Below are 21,881 nucleotides of genomic sequence, written 5' to 3'. Positions count from 1 at the left end.
TGTTTTAACAAAAGATAATTTGATAGATTTATGTAATATGAAGACAGCTGAAGAAAAAAATGAGGTCTTATAATGGAATTAATTATGAAAATAATATTATATTTAAGTGCGTTTATAATAATTTGGGCAATGGTTGGATATTCACTTTCGTTAAAGCTTATTGCAAAGTTATTTAAAAATAGAAGACTTGAAAAAAATTATTCTTTTCAGCCAACTGTTACAGTTATGGTGGTTGCTCATGATGAAGAGAAAGTTATCACAACAAAATTACAGAATATAATAGAGCTTGACTATCCAAAAGATAAGATTGAATTCTTAATAGCCTCCGATAACAGCACTGATAAAACTAATGCATTTGTAAAGCAATTTATCAAAGAAAACCCTGACTATAGAATTCGATTATATGAAGTTAAAGAAAGAAAAGGAAAGACAAACGCACAAAATGAAGCTCAAAAAACAGTTACAACAGAATATTTAGTTATGACCGATGCAAATTCCATTATGGAGGAGAATTCTATAAAGGAGCTTATGGCAGCATTTACTTCAGATGAGATTAGTTATGTTTCAGGACGATTAGCAATTCTCAAACCAAGTACAGAGGTTAGTGGAGCTGAAGCAAGTTATTGGGATAGTGATACGTATTTAAGAGAAATTGAAGGTAGAATTCAAACAATTACTGCTGGAAATGGAGCGATATATGCTTGCAAAACAGAAGCATATCATGATTTTAACCCAATAGAGTCTCATGATAGTGCAATGCCTTTATATTATGCCTTAAAGGGGAAACGAGCAATCTGTAATCACGATGCTATTGCGTATGAAAAGGCTGGAGAAACAATAGAAGATGAATTTGGACGTAAAGTCAGAATGAACAGAAGAATTCTTGAAAAAATTGTTCCAGATATTCGTCTTCTCAATGTATTTCGTTATAAATGGTTCTCTTATTTTTATTTTGGTCATAGAACATGCCGATATTTGTTGTGGATTGCACATTTAACTGTGTTTGTATCAAATTCTATGTTGATTGCAAATTCATGGTTTTATTTTACTCTTTTTGTAGGCCAAATATTATTCTATTTAATGGCTATTATTAAATTTTTAACCAAGTCAAACAATAAATATCTCGTGTTAGTTTATTATTATTGTGTTACCGTTTTTGCCCAGTGGGTCGGGGTGTTTAATATTCTAACTGGTAAGGCAAAACCGTTTTGGGAGAAAGCAGAGAGTACAAGATAAGAATTTAAACAAACAAGTTAAGGAGTGAAGTCATAATGTTGTTTAATGATTTATTAAATAGAAAAGAAAAACTAGCAATAATTGGATTAGGATATGTTGGAATGCCAATAGCAGTTGCGTTTGCAAAGAAAGTAGATGCTATAGGATTTGACTTAAATGCAAAAAAGATTGAGTTATATAAGCAGGGCATTGATCCCACAAATGAAGTAGGAAGTAATGCAATTAAAGAAACCACTGTTGATTTTACAGCTGATGAAACAAAGCTAAGGGAGGCAAAGTTTCATATTGTTGCTGTTCCTACTCCAATTAATATGGATAAAACTCCTGATCTTGCGCCGGTAGAAGGTGCTAGTGCTGTTATCGGTAGGAATTTATCCAAGGGTTCGATAGTTGTATACGAATCGACAGTTTATCCAGGTGTAACAGAAGACGTGTGTATTCCAATCCTAGAGAAGGAATCAGGTTTGAAATGTGGTATCGATTTTAAGGTGGGCTACTCTCCGGAACGCATTAATCCAGGAGATAAAGTTCATACATTAGAAACAATCACTAAGATAGTTTCTGGTATGGATAAAGAGAGCTTAGAAGAAATTGCGAAAGTATATGAGTTAGTCATTCAAGCCGGTGTTCATAAAGCGGGTTCTATTAAAGTAGCGGAGGCTGCAAAAGTTGTTGAGAATAGTCAACGAGATATTAATATTGCATTTATGAATGAGCTGGCAATGGTTTTTGATCGTATGGATATTGATACTAAAGAAGTTTTAGAGGCAATGAATACAAAATGGAACGCATTGGGATTTCATCCAGGACTTGTGGGCGGGCATTGTATTGGCGTGGATCCCTACTATTTTATATACGAGGCAGAACGCTTAGGCTATCACAGCCAAATAATTTTATCAGGTAGAAAAATCAATGATGGAATGGGCGAATTCATTGCAGATGCAATTATAAAGAAATTAATTCAAGCTAATAAAAAAGTAAAACAAGCCAAGGTCGTGATTTTAGGAATCACCTTTAAAGAAAATACTCCGGATATAAGAAATTCTAAAGTTATTGATATCATTAAAATACTAAACGATTTTGGGGTAAAGCCTATAGTTGTTGATCCTATGGCTGATGAAAAAGATGTGCTAGATGAATATGGATTTGAATTACAGCGAATGGAAGATGTTCAAGAGGCTGATTGTATTGTTCTTGCAGTTGCACATGATCAATTTAAAAACATAGATTTAAGGCGACTTAATAAATTATTTGGTGATTTTAAGAATAATGAAAAAGTATTGATAGATGTAAAGGGATTTTTCGACCGAGAAGCTGTTCAGGAGCAAGGATATCTTTATTGGAAATTATAAAAAATGGGAGTGCTAGCATGAGAGTTCTTCATATTAACTCATATTACAGTACTAGTAGGTTTTACAAAAATTTATATGATAAGCAAGTTAGAGATGGCATTGGAATAGATGTATTTGTCCCAGTCCCAACATCACATATTGATAATAATTTTGACTATGGTGAGTATACAAAAGTTAGTGAAAGTTATAGTAAATATGATAGAGCTTTTTTTCATATTAAAAACGGAAAAATTTTAAGGGGAGTAATTAAAAATTTTAAAGTCGATAATTATTCCCTTATTCATGCACACTCTCTATTTACTAATGGGTATATAGCCTATAAACTAAAAGAAAAGTATAATACTCCTTATATTGTGGCTGTTAGAAATACAGATGTAAATGTATTTTTTAAAAAAATGATCCATTTAAGAAATTTAGGTGTTAATATACTTAAAAGTGCGGAATATATTATATTTTTGTCTGATTCCTATAAGAAATTAGTAATAAATAACTATATACCTTCAAAAGACCGATCGATAATTGAAAGGAAAATTAGAGTCATTCCAAATGGAATAGACCATTTTTGGTTTCGAAACAAATTTGATAGAAAAGAAAATCCATTAAAGCAAACTGAAAAAGTAAGAATCCTGCAAGTCGGAGATATTAATAGGAATAAAAATCAATCAGCAACTGTTCAGGCGATTAAATTATTAATAGATGAAGGATATAAGATTAAATACACAATCGTAGGAAATGTGAAAGATAATGAAATCTTTAATAAAATAACCTCAGAAAAATTTGTTGATTATATACCTCCCTTGCCAAAAGAAAGATTACTTGAAGTTTATCGGAATAATGATATTTTTGTGATGCCTTCTATAACAGAAACTTTCGGATTAGTCTATGCCGAGGCAATGAGTCAGGGCTTACCTATAATATATACAAAGAATCAAGGGTTTGATGGGCAATTTTATGATGGAGAAGTAGGGTATAGTGTAAACTGCTTTGATAAAGAAAATATAAAAGATAGACTTATTCAAGTCATTAAAAATCATCAACAGATATCAAGCGATAATATTCACAGATGTCAAAAGTTTGATTGGAAAGAAATAAATAACCAATACATTGAACTTTACAAGCGAATGATTTAATTGAATCATATTTTTTGAGATAGCTCTGTAAATAAGGAAAGTGACTATAATGAAAATATTACTAATTACAACGTTATACCCTGGCTATGAAGGGCAGTCAAGAAAAGAAAAATCTTATGCCCTACACTACTTTGTTAAAGATTGGGTAAGTTTAGGACATGAGGTTAAGGTAGTTAAAGTTTGGCCAAAGTATCCAAGTCTCTTTAACTTTTTTGAAAAAGGTAAAAAAGCAACTTCTCATAAGCATGATCAAAAGTTCTTTCTTGAAGGTGTCGAAGTAAATAGGGTCAGTATAACTAAATTCCCTAAATTAGAATACTCCAATACTGATATTCAAAAAGCACGTAATAAAATTTTAAAAATTATTTCCGATGGTTTCCATCCGAACATTGTTGTTTGTCATATGTTTAATCCTTCATTATTTATTGCGAATGAAATTAAGAAAGACATAAACACTCCTCTAGTCCTGACTATGCATCAGTCTGATGTCAATCATTTGAGAAATTATAAAAAAAGATTTAATCGTTTTACTTCTATAATGAATAACATTGATAGTATTGGATTTAGAAGTTCTGCATTGAAATTGAAATTTGAGGAGCTAAAATTAGATCATGAAAGAACTTTTGTGATTCCATCTGGCATAGAAGAAAAATTAATTATTAATGAAACACTACTAAGGGAAAAAGGGAACTCCCCTATAAAAACTATCTTTGTAGCAGCTAGTTTAATAAAATTAAAAAATATTGATGTGTTAATAAGGGCATTTGATAGGATTTCTTCTGAAAAAAATATAGTTTTGAAAATTGCTGGGGATGGGCCTGAAAGGGAAAAATTAGTAAAATTAATGAATAGTGTAGATTCTAAAGATAAAATTGAGTTTCTTGGCTTTTTAAATCGAGAGCAGGTTTTAGATGAAATGCAGAAGTCAGATATATTTGCAATGGTTAGTTCCCCAGAGACATTTGGGCTTGTCTATTTAGAGGCAATGGCGAAAGGCTGCATTACCATTGGCTCAAAAGGTGAGGGTATTGATGGAGTTATTCAAGATGGAATCAATGGATTTTTGTGTGAACCAAGGAATGTAAATGAGTTGACTAGTGTGTTAAATAAATCTTTGATGTTAGAAGAGAATCAAAAAAAAATAATTGTGAAAAATGCACTTTCTACTGCAAGAAACATGACTCAGAAGCAGTTGTCATCTCATTATCTTGAAGTTGTTGAACAGACAATAATTAAATTTCAAAATACATGATTTTCACCTTATAGATTTGAAATAAGGGAGATTGTGTATTAGAATTTTTGAGGAGTTATCAATGTCAGAAATAATTATTAACTATCTTATAGTAACACTATTTCTTCTATTGTTTTATATATTATCTTCATATGAAAAAAGTTTTTCATACAGAGCTAAAAAAGGAATCCTTGTTTTAGCTATTATTAGTTTTTCAATATTTGCAGGATATAGAGTTATTGGTACTGACATTAATTCTTATAAACAGATATTTGATGAACAACCGATTATTGTATTGAATTTTGATTTTATACAAACAATGTTTGAGTATTATATTGAGCCTGGTTTTGTTTTAATAATATCATATCTAAAAAGGTACGGTTTAGGGTTCAATGTGTTCCTTTTTTTATCTGCAATTATACCTTTATTTGTTATTTATAGAGTTATATTTAATCATGAGAAAAAGCATGTATTTCTTACATTTCTGCTCTTTCTTTTGTTATATGCACTACGGGGACCTTTAGATGTGATAAGACAGTTTTTTGCGGCAGCAATTTATTTAAGTGCTTTATATTCATTATCAATAAAAAAGGAATTCAGATATTTTTGGAAGATTATTGTATCGATATTTTTCCATTATTCAAGTATCCTTAATTTTCTTATCAGACCTTTTCTTAAAATTAAATGGACTATAAAAAAATATGCTACTTTATTTGTTAGTTTGTTCTTATTGGGTTTTTTGTTCAAGAATTTAATCTTAACTATAACAAATAACATGGATATAAGTAATACTGATAGAATCTTATATAAATTTCAACGATATATTGATGCTAACTATGAGGTTGATAGTTTTTTGCAAGGTCTTTTTCTATATTCTACATGGTATTTGCCGATTTTTCTAAATATTATACTTATAGTGGTTGCTATTTCATACTATAAAGATATATGTAAAAGCGACTTTTTAAAAATATTACTAAACTCACAGATTCTCGCTAGTTTAATATTTATTTTTTTCTGGGCAATGGATTCGACTATTTTAGCAAGAAGAATTGAGTTTACCCTAAGTATAGGTAACTTTTTTATATTGAAAGAGATTATTATTAATTTAAAAGGAAAAAATCGTCTGTTGTTTGTTTTTATTTTAATGTATTTGATAACTTTTATGATTTTTCAGTTCTTGTTTTTAGTACAATTAAGGACTAGTTTATTTTAGTTTTAATACGCCGTATAGGATATATATTACATTTTAATAATGTTTTGTGCATATTAGGGATGGTGACAATGTCTATATTACATATTCAAAAACGAGAGAAATTTACAGATCCATTTAATAAATTTATTGAAGATTATTTTGATGAAGAAGATCACTTTTTTGCAATTAGAACAAATAAAAGTAGCCAAGAAGAAGTTCATAGTATAAAAAACAATAAATTTTATGTGAAAAATAGTAAAGATTTCTTACTTTTAATAATGAAGATGAATCAATCAGATAAGATATTCTTGCATTCTTTATTAATAGACCCCAAAATTTTAGTGTTACTATTTTTTCAACCATGGATTTTAAAGAAATGCTACTGGATATTGTGGGGAGCTGATCTTTATAAATATAAAAAGCCAAAAGTTACTTTTAAACAAAAGACATTGGAGTTTGTAAGGAAATTTGTGATCAAAAATATGTATGAAATACTCCCAATAGTGGAAGGCGATTATAGGTTAGCTAAGGATTGGTACCATACAAAGGCAAAGTATAGATATAATGCAATATATCCTGTCAATACTGAGATAATTAATAAAATAGAGCTGAAAGATTATAAAAGGGGGAAAGACATACAAATTTTATTAGGTAATTCGGCAACTGAATCTAATAAACATGAGGATATTTTGCGGAAATTATCAAAGTTTAAAGATGAAAACATTAAATTATATGTTCCACTATCATATGGAAATAGTGATTATGCAGAAAAAATAATCAGTATAGGTAAAAGTATATTTGAAGGTAAATTTATTCCGATAACAGAATTTATGGATAGAGCTGATTATATAAATTTATTAAATACAATGGACGTTGGAATTTTCAACAATGACAGACAGCAAGCAATGGGAAACATTTATTTATTACTATATCTTGGTAAAAAGGTATTTATCAGGAAAGGTACAACTATGTGGGATGAATTAAATGAAAAATATTATCTATCTACGGTAAATGATATTGAACATAAAAATTTAAACTTTTTATGTAACTTAGATGAAGAAAAACGAGATCATAACAAAAATGAAGCTTCAATAAGATATGATATTAATAAAGTAAAAGAACATTGGATAAATATATTTAGTGACTAGTTATAAAGTTGACTGGATTAGAGCTGAGGTTGAATTATGTCAAAAAGTACGCAATTAAGATCTAAAACTATAAATGGTTTCGTTTGGAGTTTCGTCGAACTAATTTCCAAACAAGGTATTCAATTAATCATTCAAATTATTTTAGCTAGATTACTTTTACCTGAACATTTCGGATTAATTGGTATGATCACAATTTTTATTGCTATTTCTACAACATTTGTGCAGAGCGGTATGGATCAAGCTTTAATTAGAGAAAAGAAAATTGACAAAGAGGCTTATTCAACAGTTTTTTATTATAATTTGGTTGTTTCTATAATGGTCTATTTCATAATCTTTTTTGTAGCTTCATGGATTGCGAATTTTTATAATGAACCGGAGCTAATTAAAATTTTACGTGTGGTCATGCTTGTTGTTATAATCAATGCATTTTCAGTTATTCAACGAGTCATGCTTATAAGGAAGTTAGATTTTAAAACACAAACAAAGGTTAGCGTTATTGCAGGAATAATTTCTGGGGCAGTAGCAATAGGAATGGCATTGTCTGGTGCAGGAGTCTGGAGCTTAGTGGCTCAACAGGTTTTCATGCAGTTAATGATAGCAATATTATTAATGAGCAATAATCGTTGGTTTCCTTCGTTACAATTCAATGTTGTATTATTTAAAAAGTACTTCATATTTGGCTATAAGTTGCTATTATCAAGTCTAATTGATACTATTTACCAAAATATTTATTTCATTATCATAGGTAAGATATATCCTGTCGCGCAATTAGGATACTATACGAATGCGAATAAATTAAAAGATGTATCATCCCAATCGATCTCGCAAGCTATTCAAAAGGTAACATATCCGGTGTTTAGTAATATTCAAGATGATAGTAAGAAACTTGCTGGAAATTATCAGAGGTTAATTCAAATGACCTCTTATTTGTTTTTCCCCTTTATGCTGGGGCTAGTGGCAATAGCGCCAAATCTTATTCCACTTTTATTAGGCGATAAATGGATACCATCCATCATATATTTTCAATTGTTATGTATCGCAGGGATGCTATATCCCATTCATGCTATTAATTTAAATATATTAAAAGTAAGAAATAGATCAGATCTATTCCTATTATTGGAAGTAATAAAAAAACTAATCTTAACAATTTTAATAGTGGTGGCAGTTATATATACAAGTTCAATTGAAGGGTTAATATATGCCGCAATAGTTAGTTCTTTTATAAGTCTTGCTATTAATACGTATTATTCTGCAAGGGAAATTGATTATTCATTTTTTAACCAAGTAAAAGATATGCTACCGTCACTGTTGCTGGCAGGGATTATGTCTATTGTTGTCTATTTAATGAGTAATATTTTTAATATCTATTCTGTTAACCTACTCATTCAAATTATATCTGGAATACTGATATACTTAGTTGGGAGTATGTTATTAAGATTAAAAGAGTTTACAATTATGATTCGAATGTTAAAAAGTATTGGGAAAAGGTAAATTGAAAATCCAAATTAATTTTAGAAGGTGGTTTTTATGCCAATCCAGGTAACAAAGTCATCAATGCCTCCATTTGAAGAATATATTGATGAAATTAAAGGGTTATGGGAAACGCGATGGTTAACAAATAATGGAGAGAAACATAGACAGTTAGAAAAGGATTTAAATGAGTTTCTTCATACGCCTAATATAAGCCTTTTTAATAACGGGCACCAAGCACTTGAAGCTATTATTAAAACTATGAATTTAACTGGAGAAGTAATCACCACTCCTTTCACATTTGTTTCAACTACGCATGCGATTGTTCGTAATGGATTGAATCCACTATTTTGTGATATAAATCCGGAAAGTTTGACCATTGACCCTGATCATTTGGAAAGTTTGATTACCGATCAAACATCAGCGATCTTACCGGTTCATGTCTATGGTAATATCTGTGATGTCGACTCTATTGAAAAGATTGCACAGAAATATAATTTGAAAGTTATTTATGATGCGGCACATGCTTTTGGTGAAGAGCAAAACGGTGTTGCAGTAGGTAACTTTGGAGATGCGTCAATGTTTAGCTTCCATGCAACGAAAGTTTTTCATACGATCGAAGGTGGTGCGGTTACCTTTAAGGATGCTAGTATAAAAAGTAAGATAGAAAGCTATAAAAATTTTGGAATTACAAACTCTGAGTCCATTGATTACATAGGAACAAATGCTAAAATGAATGAATTTCAAGCAGCAATGGGGCTGTGTAATTTACGTTACGTGGAGGAATCTATTAAAAAGCGTAAGGCAGTTTCGGAAAGGTACTTTGAACATCTAGAAGGAGTAGACGGTATAAAACTTCCAATTGCCCAGCAAAATGTGAAGCAAAATTATGCCTATTTTCCGGTTATATTTGATGGCTATTTATATTCTAGAGATGAAATAATGGATGGGTTGAGTAAAAATGATATATTTGCAAGGAAATATTTTTATCCATTAACTAACGAGATTAATTGCTATAATTACAGTAGTGAGCAAACACCGATTGCAAAATATATTTCTGATCGCATATTAACTTTGCCTATATATCCTGATTTAGAATTAGAAATAGTAGATAAAATTTGTAAAATAATAAAAGGTAAGTGGTGAATGTAATGAAAGGTATTATTTTGGCAGGAGGATCTGGAACTAGATTATATCCTTTGACACGAGCAGCATCAAAACAGATGTTACCAATCTACGATAAACCAATGATATATTATCCGTTGTCAGTACTTATGTTAGCAGGTATAAGAGAGGTTCTTATTATCTCAACACCTAGGGATTTACCAATGTTTCAAGAACTACTAAGCGATGGTAATCACTTAGGTTTAGACATTCAGTATAAAATTCAAGATAAACCAAGAGGGTTGGCAGAAGCTTTCATCGTAGGAGAAGACTTTATTGGGGAATCATCCGTGGCATTAGTTTTAGGAGATAACATTTTTTATGGTTCCAATTTCGGTAATATTGTGCAACGTGAAGCTAAGTTAGAGCAAGGAGCTTTGATTTTTGGTTGCTACGTAAAGGACCCTAGACGCTATGGAGTAGTGGAAGTAGATGATCAGCGTAACGCGATTTCTATTGAAGAAAAACCTGAAATCCCCAAGTCGTCTTATGCGATTCCAGGTCTATATTTCTTTGATAAAAATGTTGTAGAGTATGCAAAACAAGTTAAGCCTTCTGATAGAGGTGAGCTAGAAATTACTTCGGTAATTGAAAGGTATATGAATGATGGAAAGTTGAAAGTTCAGTTATTAGGTCGTGGTTTGGCCTGGTTGGATACGGGAACTCATGAATCATTATTAGAAGCTTCAAATTTTGTAGAAGCTATCCAAAAAAGACAAGGATTTTATATATCCTGTATTGAAGAAATAGCCTACCGCAGAGGTTATATAGATAAAAGCCAGGTGAAAAGATTAGCGGAGCCATTAATAAAAACGGACTACGGTAAATATTTAATTGATTTACTAAATGAAGGAGAACAATAATGAATATTTTAGTAACAGGCGGTGCTGGCTTTATTGGGGGGAACTTTGTTCAATATATGGTCAACAAGTACCCAGAATATAATATTGTTAATCTAGACTTACTAACTTATGCTGGAGATCTTACAAAGCATTCTATGATAGAGAAGAAAAAAAATTACCAATTTATTAAAGCTGACATTGCTGATCGTAAAACAATAATGCAATTATTTCAAGAGAGGGATTTTGATTATGTAATTCACTTTGCTGCTGAAAGCCATGTAGACAGATCAATTTCCGATCCTGAAATCTTTATCCGTACTAATGTATTGGGGACACAAATATTGTTAGATGCCGCTAAAAAAATAGGAGTTAAAAAATTTATCCATGTATCAACTGATGAGGTCTATGGTGAATTGAATTTTGATCCTAATACATTTTTTACAGAAAATACTCCGTTGCGTCCGAATAGTCCATATAGCGCAAGTAAGGCATCATCCGATTTTTTGGTAAGAGCATATCATGAGACATATAGTTTACCTGTAAATATTACAAGGTGTTCCAATAATTACGGCCCTTACCATTTTCCAGAAAAATTAATACCACTTACTATATCTAGAGTTTTAAAAAATGACAAAGTACCAGTATATGGCGATGGTAAAAATGTACGAGACTGGCTACATGTATACGATCATTGCTCCGCAATTGATTTAGTTTTACACAAAGCTGATAGTGGTGAGGTTTTTAATGTAGGTGGACATAATGAAAAGACCAATCTAGAAGTTGTCAAACAAATAATTAGTACATTAAATAAATCAGATGACCTAATTGAGTTTGTGGAAGATCGTTTAGGACATGATAAACGATACGCAATAGATCCTACTAAATTAGAACGATTAGGTTGGAAACCAAAGTATACATTTGAGACAGGAATTGAACAAACCATCGATTGGTATTTGGAGAATAAAGATTGGTGGCAGGCTATTATTGAAGGGGAATATAGGAACTATTTCAAAAATCAATATGGAAACATAAACTAACTTCTTTTCTAAAAATGTGAATGTTAATTTCAATTTTCTATCTATGGAGATGTTTAACGTGGACGAAATAGTTATCTTTGGAGCCAGTGGTCACGCAAGAGTTATAATTGATATATTGGAGAAGCAAAATAAATATAAGATAGCTGGTCTTTTTGCGGACACTCCAGAATTAATAGGAACGAATATAATGGGCTATCCTATTATTGATCAGATAGCTAACCTTACCCATTTCGATAAAGGAATTATTGCAATAGGGGACAATTATGGAAGAAATAAAGTAGCTGATAAAATAAAGAAAATCAACAATAACTTTCAGTTCATCAATGCAATTCATCCTAACTCTGTAATAGGGAAAGACGTTAAAATTGGTGATGGAACCGTTGTGGTTGCTGGTGCTATTATTAACGCAAATGCAATTATAGGTAAACAATGTATAATTAACACAAATTCTTCAGTGGGTCATGATGTTACCGTCGGAAATTATTCTACTATTGCACCTGGTGTAGCGATTGGTGGCAATGCAGTGATAGGAGAATTGGTTACCATTTCAATGGGCTCCACTGTTATTCAAAAGGCCAAGATTGGGTATGGAACATTAATTGGTGCAGGCTCTACGGTCATTAGGGATATTCCTGATGGTGTTTTAGCTTTTGGATCACCTGCTAAAATCATTCGAGAAAGAAAGATAGATGAAAAATATGTGTAAGTTAATTTATTTGAGTAGGAGTATTGTGTGAATATAAAAATTAGTTGATAAGTAGATTTGAGGAAGTGTAGGATAATGAAAATCACAATTGCAGGTACAGGCTATGTAGGACTTTCTAATGCAGTTCTACTAGCCCAACATAATGAAGTTATTGCACTTGATGTTATTCAAGAAAAAGTGGATATGATTAATAATAAAAGATCACCCATTTCAGATAATGAAATTGAGGAGTTTTTAGCGACAAAAGATTTAACTTTAACTGCTACGACAGATAATACTGAAGCATTTAAGGATGCTGAATATGTTATTATTTCGACACCAACTAATTATGATCCGGAAATGAATTATTTTAATACGAGCACGGTCGAGGCCGTGATTGAGAGTGTTCTATCAATCAATCCAGATGCAGTCATGGTGATTAAGTCAACCGTTCCAGTAGGATACACGGAAACGGTCCGAGAGAAATTTGAAACAGATAATATTGTCTTCTCGCCAGAGTTTTTGAGAGAGGGAAGAGCCCTTTATGATAATCTTAACCCATCAAGGATTGTGGTTGGAGAACAATCTGAGCGGGCGAAAGTGTTTGCTGATTTATTAGCAGAAGGCGCACAGAAGGAAGGTATCGATATTCTCTTTACAAATTCAACAGAAGCCGAAGCTATTAAACTATTTGCCAATACATATCTTGCGATGAGGGTTGCATTCTTTAATGAATTGGATTCCTATGCAGAAGTTAGAGGGTTAGATGCTAAACAAATTATCGATGGCGTTGGGCTGGATCCACGTATAGGTACACATTATAATAACCCTTCCTTTGGATATGGCGGTTACTGTCTACCAAAAGATACAAAGCAGCTTTTGGCCAATTATGCAGATGTGCCGAATAATATTATGACCGCTATTGTGGACGCCAATCGAACTCGGAAAGACCATATTGCCGATAGGATTCTTAACAGAAATCCTAAAGTTGTTGGGATCTACAGACTTACAATGAAGACTGACTCCGACAATTTCCGGCAATCAGCCATCCAAGGTATTATGAAACGAATTAAAGCCAAAGGAATTGAAGTCGTAGTATATGAACCAGCTCTATCTGAGGATGATTTCTATAAATCTAGAGTAGTCAACGATTTTGAAGAATTCAAGAAAATCTCTGATGTCATTGTCGCCAATCGCTTATCTGATGACCTACAAGAAGTAAAGGATAAGGTCTACACAAGAGATTTGTTCAGTCGAGATTGAAGCTGACAGTAAAATTTAATGAGAAGAGTTAATAAATGCAACTCTTCCCTCCTTTTACCAATAAATGGAAGCGTTGTCACAACTTGTAATTAAATTTATATAGAGATAGATAAAGAAAAATAAATAAGGGAATCTACTAAAGTTGTAGAGTGTATGAACTGGGGGATGGAAATGGATATTTTATTTAGTCTTCTTTTTGGAATACTAATGGTCGTTGGAGGGATAGCGACTTTTATATTTGTCGGTTTATTATTACTTAGGGCCATTGGCAATAAAGGGCTTTCCATTAAAAGTGGAGCAATTGGCGCTGGGGCGTCATTGGCTTTGTTTATTATTTCTTTTGTTACATTTTTTATGATTATCTTGAATTCACCTTCTTTTGAGAATGAGGTAGAGGAGGCTAGCGTTACAGATGAGCAAGAAGTGAAGACGTTCACACCTGAAATGCAAATTCAAAGTGCAATTAAGGATAATCAATTGGAGGTTACTGGTACAACTAATCTTCCAGATGCTACCGAGTTAGTTATTACATTACAAAATGATAAAGGTGAAAGTTTTGATCAGGCTGTGTCGATAAAAGATGGCAGCTTTTCCATGGATGTCGTTCCGATTGAAGAATTAAAGCCAGGGGAGCAAGCGATAGAAGTCTCACTTGCAGATCAACAGCCTGATGCAGTATTAGAGGTCATTGGGGAGGACGCTAAGCTCCTTATTGGGCCTTTATTAGATGATGATCAGCAATTATTCGTCTCAGCCAATGTTACGATCCCAGCTGAACGGTCTCCACCCAGTGATGTGGAAGGTGTCAAAGCTGAAGTAACAAAAGTTATTGATGGCAATACGATCCTAGTTCAACTAGATGGAAAAGAAGAAGAGGTAAGAATGAGTTCTGTGGCTGTTCCAGAAGCAAAACATTCAAAAAAAGGTGAACAACCATTTGGAACAGATGCACTTGAATTCACCTCCAAAAGTTTGGAAGAAAAAGCCGTTACCTTAGAGTTTGATGACCAAGAAAAGGACAAGGATGGAAGACTTCTCGCGTATGTTTGGATAGAAGATGTCCTTTACAATAATACTTTGATAGAAAAAGGGTTAGCAAAACTAGAAGAATCCTCAGATAATACAAAATACCTTGATGATTTCAACAAGACTCAAGACAAAGCTAAAGAAAAAGAAATTGGCATTTGGAGTATTAAAAATTACGTCCAAAAAAATGGATTTAGTGATCCAGAGAAAAAGAAAGAAAAAGTAGCAAATAAAGGAAAGAAAGAGAGCAAGGAAAAGAAATCAATTGCTTCAACACCAGCACCAAAAAAAGATTCGGAAAAGATGGCGAAGGCGCCTAAAGAAGAGAAGCCAGCGAGTACAGAAACGAAACCAAAAGTAAAAGAGGAAACAAAGACACAAGCGCCTTCTAAACCAAAAACAGAAGAAAACTCAGCTCCTGCACCGGCAAAAACCCCTGATCCACCAGCAGAAACAGCTAGTTGTGACATAAAGGGAAGTCAAAATGGCATCTATCATGTTCCTGGAAGCACTTATGTAACTGCTAAACTAAAGTGGACAGATTCTGCTCGATAGAATTGAACACTTTCTGCCAAAGTAACTCTCAATCAGTTAAAATATTGAATTAGATATACAGCTTATTTTTATTAGTCAATTATTAGATTAAGAATGAGAATGAGATACTAAAGTTTTTGGTGTGCGTACATAGACTAACGGTGGCTTTTGTTTAATATCTCGGCTGGCGTTTAATGGAACAAAAACTTATCATGTTACATCGGAGATGACACTTTTACTATGTGTTTTCTGTGACATTTTACATGGTCCCACAACCTGATTCGGATGTGAACACTTTCTGAAATCGCTGTTGTTTTGCATTGACTTTTTTAAGTAGGCACGTTACAATATGTGTAACCGGTTACCTATTATTTCAGAAAATGGAGTGGGCATTTTGTCTTCTATTAAAGATGTGTCGAAACATGCAGGTGTTTCGGTTGCGACTGTATCCAGAGTTTTAAATAATAAGGGTTATGTGAGTGTGGAAACGCGGAAAAAGGTAGAGCAGGCGATTAAAACACTAGATTATAAACCAAATGAGGTCGCAAGGAGTTTGTTTAAAAAACAATCTAAGGCGATTGGTTTAATGGTGCCAACCATCATGAATCCATTTTTTCCAGAACTTGCTAGGGCTGTTGAGGATGTTGCCTCGACACTGGGTTATAATATTATATTATGCAATACAGATGATAATCAGGTAAAAGAACAACATTATTTAGATGTTCTTTTACAGAAATATGTGGATGGAATCATTGTTTCTTCTAATAATTTAAAAGCAGAACAAATTGAAAAGCTTTCAATTCCAGTTGTGTGTGTTGACCGGGAGATTAGTAAAGAAATCCCTACAGTTATTGTAGACAACACAAAAGGGGCACAGATTGCAACCCAATTTCTACTAGATCAAAGTCGAAAGAGGATTGGACACATTAAAGGACCAAGCCATATTTTGAATGCAACAGAGAGATATAAAGGGTATCTGAATGTGATAGGTGCCGCTGATTGGTTTGAAAGTAGCTATGTGGTGGAAGGACATTACAACATGGAATCAGCCATTGAGGGCACAAAAAGGCTTCTGCATTTCCACCCAGAAATAGATGGTATTTTCGCGGCAAATGATACAATGGCGATTGGAGCAATTAAAGCTATTAACCAACTTGGATATCATACCCCAAGGGATATTGCGGTGATTGGTTTTGATGGCATTTCACTTGGAAAAGCAACCATACCTGAGTTAACAACCATCGCTCAACCGATCTATCAACTAGGGGAAAGGGCCGCTACTATGCTTGTGGAGCTCATAGAAGGTCAATCAGCTATTGATCGTGTATATCATGTTCTTGGGGTACAGCTTGTAGAAAGACAATCAACATAAGGAGGGATCCATACTATGACCTTTAAACCTAAAATTACGGTGGTCGGAAGTATAAATATGGATTTGGTCACCATGACAGATAAACTTCCTAACAAAGGTGAAACTTTACTTGGACAACAATTTCAAATGAATCCTGGAGGGAAAGGGGCTAATCAAGCGATCGCAGCAGCTAGACTTGGGGCCCGCACTTCCATGATTGGTTGTGTTGGACAAGATGCTTTTGGGAAACAGCTACTTCACAATTTAGAAGAAAATGGTGTGAATGTAAGTAATGTGGAACCGGTTACCGATGTTGTGACGGGAACCGCTACGATTCTTGTTTCGGACCAAGATAACCGAATCATTGTTACTCCTGGAGCTAATGGCTCTGTCACCGTAGACTTTATTGAATCAAAGCGAGAAGTGATTGCGAACAGTGATGTCGTTATTTTACAACTAGAAATTCCTTTAGAAAGTGTTATAAGAGCAACTGAAATAGCTAAGGAACATCATGTAAAGGTGATTTTGAATCCTGCACCAATCAGAGAATTACCGGATACTCTGATCAGACAGATTGATTATGTGACACCAAATGAGCATGAAGAAACACTTTTAATGAAGAACAGGGATTTAAACGAACTTCAGAAAAAGTTAATTGTGACAAGAGGAGAGTCGGGTGTTTCTTTTTATCAAAATGATAAAAGGATCGATGTTCCAGCTTTTAAGGTAGATGTAAAGGATACAACTGGTGCAGGTGATGCTTTTAATGGCGGATTGGCAGTGGCTCTAAGCAAGGGACTTTCTTTAAGAGAAGCATGCATTTTTAGTAGCGCTGTTGCGGCAATCTCGATCACGGAATTAGGGGCACAAACGGGAATGCCAACAGAGGAACAGGTAAAAACTTTTCTTACCAATAACTAATTTTAGGAGGAGAACGAAATGACAAAAAGGCCAATTATTATCGACACAGATCCTGGAATTGATGATGCAATTGCGATAGCGATCGCTCTATATAGTGAGAAGTTAGATGTGCGACTTATTACGACAGTTGCGGGGAATGTCAGTCTCGAAAAAGTAACGTATAATGCCCTTCGTTTACTTAAGTTCTTTAAAAAAGACATCCCTGTTGCGAAAGGGGCCGATCGACCACTGATTAAAGCACCAATTGACGCAAGTGGTATTCATGGATCAACGGGTATGGATGGTTTTGATTTCGAAGAGCCAACCAAGGACCTATTATTAAAAGAAAATGCAGTAGAAGCGATGCGGCGGATTATTACAACCAGTGCTGAACCAATCACCCTTGTTCCGATTGGCCCCTTAACGAATATTGCCTTGTTATTTAAGGTTTATCCTGAAGTGAAGGAAAACATTCAAGAAATTGTGCTTATGGGGGGGTCTACGGCTAGAGGAAATGCCGGCGTCATGTCGGAATTTAATATCTATGCAGACCCAGAAGCCGCAAAGATTGTTTTCCATAGTGGTGTACCCATTGTGATGGCAGGACTCGATGTTGGCTTAAAAGCGCTCATTTATCCAGAAGATAGTGAACAATTAAAGGATATGAACGAAACTGGGAATATGGCTTATCAACTGTTTAGTAAATATCGTGGTGGTAGCATGAAAACGGGGTTGAAAATGTATGATGCTTTTGCCATTGCCTATTTATCAAAACCGGAAATATTCCAGATAGCTGATACATTCGTTGATATTGAATTAACTGGAACCCTAACAAGTGGCTGTACAGTTGTCGATTTAAAGGGTTACCTAGGAAAACCCAATAATGCTAAAGTTTGCCTTGATGTTAATGAATCTGAGTTTAAAGAGTGGTTTTTTACAAGTTTAGAGAAATGTAATTAAATCTGACAGGTTATTCCTAACAATGGGGCTGATGAAGGCCCCGTTGTGTCCCTAACTAACAACACATTTGAGAGCAACAAGAGGAGGAAGAACAATGAACCTTGATATTGTCATGTATGCATCCGCTATTATTTCTGTTGCCGTTGTCATATTTATGTTAATCAAGAAAATGGATATTAAGATTACACTTTTTTTAATGGGAATCATTTTAATCCTGATCAGCATTGGGATGGGGAAGGAAATTGCGATCAAAGACTTTGTACCATCCGGGTCTTTTTTGTTAGATCCCATTCAAGTCATAGTGGATCAATTTAAAAGTACTTTAAATGCTGCCGGATTTATTATTCTCTTGTTAGGTGGATATACCGCCTATATGTCTAAAATTGGCGCGAATGATGTGACAGTAAATGTATTAACGAGACCTATTTCCAAAATTAAGTCGGTTTACTTTTTAGTCCCAGTTGTGTTTCTTTTAGGTAATCTATTGTCTCTCGTTATTCCTAGTGCCTCTAATTTGGCGATTATTTTGCTTGCTACTTTGTATCCGGTTTTAAGGAAAGCTGGAATGTCATCGCTCTCAGCTGCAGCTGTGATCGCAACATCTGCAACAATTGTTCCAACTCCTTTAGGAAGTGACAATGTCGCGATTGCAGAAGAATTAGCTAAGCAAGAAGCATTTAGTGGTTTAACGGTAACAGAGTATGTTTTTAATTATCATGCGCTAGTTTCAATTCCGACCCTGATTTTTATTGCGATTGTGCACTATTTTTGGCAAAAGCGGATGGATAAAAAGCTGGAACAAAGTACTCAGGAGAGTGAAGGAAAGATTGAATCAGAAGAGATGTCTGAGAAGCAACCTAATGTTACAGGTGGAAAATTATATAAATTTGTTTATGCCATTTTACCAATTTTTCCGATTATCTTGTTGCTCATTGCCTATGGAATACAAATAGGAACAGGATCGGCGATTAATATTAGCGTAGAAGTTGCCACGATTGTATCTTTTATTTTAGCGATTATTTGTGAATTAGTTCGGCATAAAGGGAATAAAAGCGTGTTAAAAAGCACGGAGGAATTTTTTAAAGGAATGGGTGGGGCTATGCCCATTGTTGCACTTCTAGTTGCCGCTTCTGTTTACGTGACGGGATTAAAATCGATTGGATTAATTGATGCTTTACAGGCATCAATGGAAAACGTTCAGGGACAAGGCTTTGACTTTGTTTTGCCACTTATTTTAGTTGCAATCACCATGCTGATTGTGTTACTAAGTGGTAGTGGACTCGCTCTTTTCTTCGCGATGGTACCATTAGTAGTGCCACTTGCAAATGCAGCGGGAATTAGCCCTATTGCATTATCGATTCCAATGGGACTAGCTGGAAACCTTATGCGTGCCATATCTCCAGTTGCGGCCGTCGTCTTAATTGTTGCCGGAACAACCAAAAAAGAACCACTTGAGATTGTTAAAAGAACTTCTGTCCCAATGCTTTCAGGGATTGTATTCATGTTTATCTTATCCATGATCGTATTCTTATGATTTAAAATGATGCCAGGTTCTGAAACAATTTAGAACCTGGCACTTATAATTAGGAGAAATCTTATGGGTTACGGGGAATCCCATTCACCCTAGCAGGAAACCCATATACATAACAGGGGATCCCCATTCTAGTATGCAAGAAGCCCATTTACATAAGGGTGACTACAGCCATCCAATTGCCCCACTTATCTTTTTGATCATCTATGACAAGGAAATGATCCAGTTATGACAATGATGATCCACTTACTAGGATACAACACTATCTTAACCACAGCTTTAGCTGCTTGCCCTTCACTGTCGTGCCACTTCTGAATGTCGACAATGGTTTTGTTCAGTAGAAGAGGCAGAGAATGCGAGGTATCGAGCTCCGAAGCGATGAAATTAATGACACATTTATATGATGCCCTAGCAGTTTGAGAACTGTTAGGGCATCTGTATACATAGTTTTGTTGTAATAATACGATTTCGTTTTTAAATTAGTTAGTTTAGTACTACGGGTTCTGGCGGTATATAGTTATTTTCAAGTTTTTCCTTCACAACCGAAATCCCAAATTTTTCAAGCTCCTTGTGAATCATTGGGCTGTCTGCAAGTCCTTGGCGATAACAATATTCAAGGAAAATCAGATACTTGCTGCTCCACGATGATTCTAATTCAAGGAGTAATTTTTTTTGCTCCTTAGACAGTGATTCCTTTAATTGGGAAAAGAGTTGATCTGAAACTTCGTCTACCGTACGGTATTTTGAATCAGCCATCACCTTTTTATAGGCTACTCGATGAACTCGTTCAAAAAAGACAATATCGATAAAGGCCTTTTGAATAACGTCTTTACTAGACAATGGTTCATCCTGGTTGTTGTCAGATTCATAGGTATCACGATTCTCGTGGGTTTCTTGAGTAAAAGGAAAATCCATAAAACCTTTTATTAAGCTCTTATTATAAACCATTGAATTTTCTACGCTATATAGATCGATTGTCATTTAAACTCCTCCTATTTTTTGTATATAACATTGTAGGTTATATGGATATCACTTATGTTCCCCTTGCTGATAGGAGGCAACCCATATATAATAGAGTTGCAACCTCTCAGGAGGGTGTTGCATTGAGGAATCCGTTTACTTATGCTAGTTGGGTGGATTCCTCTTTTACTTGCCCTTTTGTACGGTATAATTGACTTCTTGCAACTAATAGTAAACGCTTCCAACATATCATTCATTTTTTCAATGCACGATTTTTTAAAGCTTTTTGCAAGTCTTTATCTACTGTTGCAGTAAATGGTCTTCTTGCCAATCTTTCAACACCTCCTAAGTATTATTATACATTTTTAAGAACATACGTTCAACCGAATTTTAAAGAATAAAAAGTGAATGATCATTAATATTCCTAGATTGATAAGCTTTATGGCATTCGTGTATTTACTGAACATTCAGTGCTAAAAAGTTAAATTCCATTGAGTGTTTTTAATCTCCCATTAAATAGATTTAAAAGGATTGCCAATCTCTTTTATCATGTATTGGAGAAAAATACTGTTTATAGGAGTAGATGGGGGAGATGTCTATAACATTAATGCTCCTTTCCAAAATGGCAATTACTTATAGATAGGTCGAGTCGAACATCCTCCAGATGAGTTTTCAGAAGTTCGGTATTGTGGTTTTGACATACAATCTCCTGAAAGGTAGCCAGCTCTAAATTGCAAAAACAGGAGAAGAAAAACAGGTTGTTTTTCTTTCCTCCTGCTTGATTCGAGGACTTCTAAAACAGTTATGTTATGCGCTTACAAAAGACAGGCTCTCTTTTACACAATGAATGACTCAAAATTCCACATAAA

18 protein-coding genes are annotated in these 21,881 nt (G+C 34.0%); 17 read left to right on the top strand and 1 reads right to left on the bottom strand.

What is annotated here, in order from left to right:
* The first annotated feature begins 72 nt into the window (after positions 1 to 72).
* The 17 genes from IPU53_RS00090 (at position 73) to dcuC (ending at position 20,055) form a co-directional block, all read left to right on the top strand.
* A complete protein-coding gene (locus tag IPU53_RS00090) occupies positions 73 to 1,236 on the top strand; it encodes a glycosyltransferase family 2 protein (RefSeq protein WP_207446149.1) in 1,164 nt (387 codons plus the stop codon).
* Positions 1,237 to 1,268: 32 nt separating this feature from the next.
* Positions 1,269 to 2,588 (top strand): nucleotide sugar dehydrogenase, encoded by a 1,320-nt coding sequence (locus IPU53_RS00085; RefSeq protein ID WP_207446874.1) that lies wholly within the window; start codon positions 1,269 to 1,271, stop codon positions 2,586 to 2,588.
* Positions 2,576 to 3,718: a glycosyltransferase family 4 protein gene (locus IPU53_RS00080; RefSeq protein ID WP_207446147.1), complete on the top strand. Its 1,143-nt coding sequence runs from the start codon at positions 2,576 to 2,578 to the stop codon at positions 3,716 to 3,718. The genes IPU53_RS00085 and IPU53_RS00080 overlap by 13 nt, the downstream gene beginning before the upstream one ends.
* A gap of 49 nt (positions 3,719 to 3,767) precedes the next feature.
* Positions 3,768 to 4,970, top strand: coding sequence for a glycosyltransferase family 4 protein (locus IPU53_RS00075; RefSeq protein WP_207446145.1), 1,203 nt, complete (start codon positions 3,768 to 3,770; stop codon positions 4,968 to 4,970).
* 61 nt (positions 4,971 to 5,031) lie between these two features.
* Positions 5,032 to 6,162: an EpsG family protein gene (locus IPU53_RS00070; RefSeq protein WP_207446142.1), complete on the top strand. Its 1,131-nt coding sequence runs from the start codon at positions 5,032 to 5,034 to the stop codon at positions 6,160 to 6,162.
* 68 nt (positions 6,163 to 6,230) lie between these two features.
* Positions 6,231 to 7,289, top strand: coding sequence for a TDP-N-acetylfucosamine:lipid II N-acetylfucosaminyltransferase (locus IPU53_RS00065; protein ID WP_207446140.1), 1,059 nt, complete (start codon positions 6,231 to 6,233; stop codon positions 7,287 to 7,289).
* A 36-nt stretch (positions 7,290 to 7,325) separates the two neighbouring features.
* Complete coding sequence (locus IPU53_RS00060) at positions 7,326 to 8,780, top strand: lipopolysaccharide biosynthesis protein (RefSeq protein ID WP_207446138.1); 1,455 nt, start codon at positions 7,326 to 7,328, stop codon at positions 8,778 to 8,780.
* A 36-nt stretch (positions 8,781 to 8,816) separates the two neighbouring features.
* Complete coding sequence (locus IPU53_RS00055; RefSeq protein ID WP_207446136.1) at positions 8,817 to 9,905, top strand: DegT/DnrJ/EryC1/StrS family aminotransferase; 1,089 nt, start codon at positions 8,817 to 8,819, stop codon at positions 9,903 to 9,905.
* Between the two features lie 5 nt (positions 9,906 to 9,910).
* Positions 9,911 to 10,786, top strand: coding sequence for a glucose-1-phosphate thymidylyltransferase RfbA (rfbA, locus tag IPU53_RS00050; protein ID WP_207446134.1), 876 nt, complete (start codon positions 9,911 to 9,913; stop codon positions 10,784 to 10,786).
* Positions 10,786 to 11,802 carry a dTDP-glucose 4,6-dehydratase gene (gene rfbB / locus IPU53_RS00045; RefSeq protein WP_207446132.1) on the top strand — a complete coding sequence of 339 codons (1,017 nt, stop codon included), beginning with the start codon at positions 10,786 to 10,788 and terminating at the stop codon, positions 11,800 to 11,802. The genes rfbA and rfbB overlap by 1 nt, the downstream gene beginning before the upstream one ends.
* 58 nt (positions 11,803 to 11,860) lie before the next feature.
* A complete protein-coding gene (locus IPU53_RS00040) occupies positions 11,861 to 12,508 on the top strand; it encodes an acetyltransferase (protein WP_207446130.1) in 648 nt (215 codons plus the stop codon).
* A gap of 75 nt (positions 12,509 to 12,583) precedes the next feature.
* Positions 12,584 to 13,750, top strand: coding sequence for a nucleotide sugar dehydrogenase (locus IPU53_RS00035; RefSeq protein ID WP_207446128.1), 1,167 nt, complete (start codon positions 12,584 to 12,586; stop codon positions 13,748 to 13,750).
* A gap of 171 nt (positions 13,751 to 13,921) precedes the next feature.
* Entirely contained in the window at positions 13,922 to 15,331 is a 1,410-nt protein-coding gene (locus tag IPU53_RS00030) for a thermonuclease family protein (protein ID WP_207446126.1), read from the top strand.
* A gap of 373 nt (positions 15,332 to 15,704) precedes the next feature.
* Complete coding sequence (locus IPU53_RS00025) at positions 15,705 to 16,682, top strand: LacI family DNA-binding transcriptional regulator (RefSeq protein WP_207446125.1); 978 nt, start codon at positions 15,705 to 15,707, stop codon at positions 16,680 to 16,682.
* A 15-nt stretch (positions 16,683 to 16,697) separates the two neighbouring features.
* Positions 16,698 to 17,582 carry a ribokinase gene (gene rbsK, locus IPU53_RS00020; RefSeq protein ID WP_207446124.1) on the top strand — a complete coding sequence of 295 codons (885 nt, stop codon included), beginning with the start codon at positions 16,698 to 16,700 and terminating at the stop codon, positions 17,580 to 17,582.
* Between the two features lie 18 nt (positions 17,583 to 17,600).
* Positions 17,601 to 18,521 carry a ribonucleoside hydrolase RihC gene (gene rihC / locus IPU53_RS00015; RefSeq protein WP_207446123.1) on the top strand — a complete coding sequence of 307 codons (921 nt, stop codon included), beginning with the start codon at positions 17,601 to 17,603 and terminating at the stop codon, positions 18,519 to 18,521.
* A 94-nt stretch (positions 18,522 to 18,615) separates the two neighbouring features.
* Positions 18,616 to 20,055, top strand: coding sequence for a C4-dicarboxylate transporter DcuC (dcuC, locus tag IPU53_RS00010; protein WP_207446122.1), 1,440 nt, complete (start codon positions 18,616 to 18,618; stop codon positions 20,053 to 20,055).
* A gap of 480 nt (positions 20,056 to 20,535) precedes the next feature.
* Here dcuC and IPU53_RS00005 read toward each other — a convergent pair whose 3' ends face one another.
* Positions 20,536 to 21,033 carry a hypothetical protein gene (locus IPU53_RS00005; protein ID WP_207446121.1) on the bottom strand — a complete coding sequence of 166 codons (498 nt, stop codon included), beginning with the start codon at positions 21,031 to 21,033 and terminating at the stop codon, positions 20,536 to 20,538.
* Positions 21,034 to 21,881: the final 848 nt, after the last annotated feature.

This window comes from Bacillus sp. SD088 (genome assembly GCF_017355205.1).
In the GTDB taxonomy this organism is placed as follows: Bacteria; Bacillota; Bacilli; order Bacillales; family Bacillaceae_C; genus Lederbergia.
Note: the sequence above shows the minus strand (reverse complement) of the source record. Positions and strands in the feature narration are given on the sequence as shown.